A 540-nucleotide genomic window follows, 5' to 3' on the forward strand; every position below is an offset into this window, starting at 1 on the left:
CCAAATACATGCCGACGCTGAGCACGAGGACCTTGAAAATAACAAAAGAGATAGGGATTGAATTCATGATTTAAAGAATATTAAATCGTGACAGACGGCGAATTGCCCGAGGGCGGCGAGTAGTTCAATAGCCCGATAAGAAATGGAGAACCAATCGAACAAAACAGTTGTGGTGACTAAATGGTCGTGCGCGGGGCGCGTCAAAATGCACGCAAGACCTAGGTCGCAAGACGGAGCCGTCTGCCGGCACCACAGAAGCACTCTTATCGTGCTGTCGAGTGTTCATCTTCCAGGCTGATACGTACAGAACCAGATCGGCTGAAAATTTTCGTATCAGATGCGGAGAGGCCGATAGTCGCTCCGGGGCACGCCAACGTCTGATATGACAATCTTGGGAGCATTCCCGAACGACCGTATCAGAAGGAGGTGCCCATGAACCGCTACGAGAAGCTTGCCGACAACATCGCTCAGCGCATTCGCGCGGGTAGCCTGAAAGCGAACGATCGCCTTCCCTCCGTACGCGAACTGAAGTCGCAAATG

Annotated in this window: 1 protein-coding gene; it reads left to right on the top strand. The window is 52.0% G+C overall.

Annotated features, from left to right (window positions below):
* Positions 1–432: 432 nt before the first annotated feature.
* A partial coding sequence (locus AC0IYU_RS34795) for a GntR family transcriptional regulator (protein ID WP_472126952.1) occupies positions 433–540 on the top strand: 108 nt, incomplete at its 3' end.

The sequence above is a fragment of the Variovorax sp. AC103 genome (genome assembly GCF_979254005.1).